At 53.1% G+C, this 654-nt stretch carries 1 protein-coding gene; it reads left to right on the plus strand.

The genetic code is table 11. The features are described 5' to 3' along the window. The first annotated feature begins 21 nt into the window (after window positions 1-21). Complete coding sequence (locus ACOCD2_RS24505; RefSeq protein ID WP_294032123.1) at window positions 22-315, plus strand: hypothetical protein; 294 nt, start codon at window positions 22-24, stop codon at window positions 313-315. The last annotated feature ends 339 nt before the right edge of the window (window positions 316-654 follow it).

Below are 654 nucleotides of genomic sequence, written 5' to 3' on the forward strand. Positions count from 1 at the left end.
AGCAAGCGTGTCTTCGACCTCGTGATAGATTTTGGGACATCCCAGTCCCCAAAATCAACTCGGCCTTTGACAACCTATTTGTGCCCCAGCCGTCCTGGTCACCAAGCACTACGCAACAACTTCGCAAGCTCGTTGCTGCTCCGTACTTGGCTCCCATATGACTGGACGCCGCGTTCGGAGGCCTACTTTGTTTTCCCTCTGGCGCAAGGCACGCCGGGAAAACAGTGCGGCCTCGCGGCTACTGGGGACTACCAGCCTTCGCTTCGCTCTCCATGGCTGGCAGCGGATGAGGAGACAGGCCGCTGCGCGGGATAGGAGGGAGCGGGTGTTGTATGCGGAGTGGCGTTGAATCATGACTAAGGCCTCAAAGCTGCGTAGAGGAATGACCTGGTTTTTTTACAGCATAAAGTTACCACGATCGCGCTGGAAAAACCGTGAGCCACCCCAGCAGTTTTGACAGGAAATCTCGGTTTCCGTCATCCATGCGCCGGCATCTGGTGGCTCTGGAGACAGGCAGGTAAAAATCCACTGATAGAATTATGGACTAAGCAATAAACAGCAACATATATGCTATGTTTAGAGGCTCTTCGACGTTTCATATGGATTTCAGTATGGAACCCGCCGGGCTGGCAATCATGTAGATCATAGTTAGTT

The organism is Thiolapillus sp. (genome assembly GCF_048562965.1).
In the GTDB taxonomy this organism is placed as follows: domain Bacteria; phylum Pseudomonadota; class Gammaproteobacteria; order Chromatiales; family Chromatiaceae; genus Thiolapillus; species Thiolapillus brandeum_A.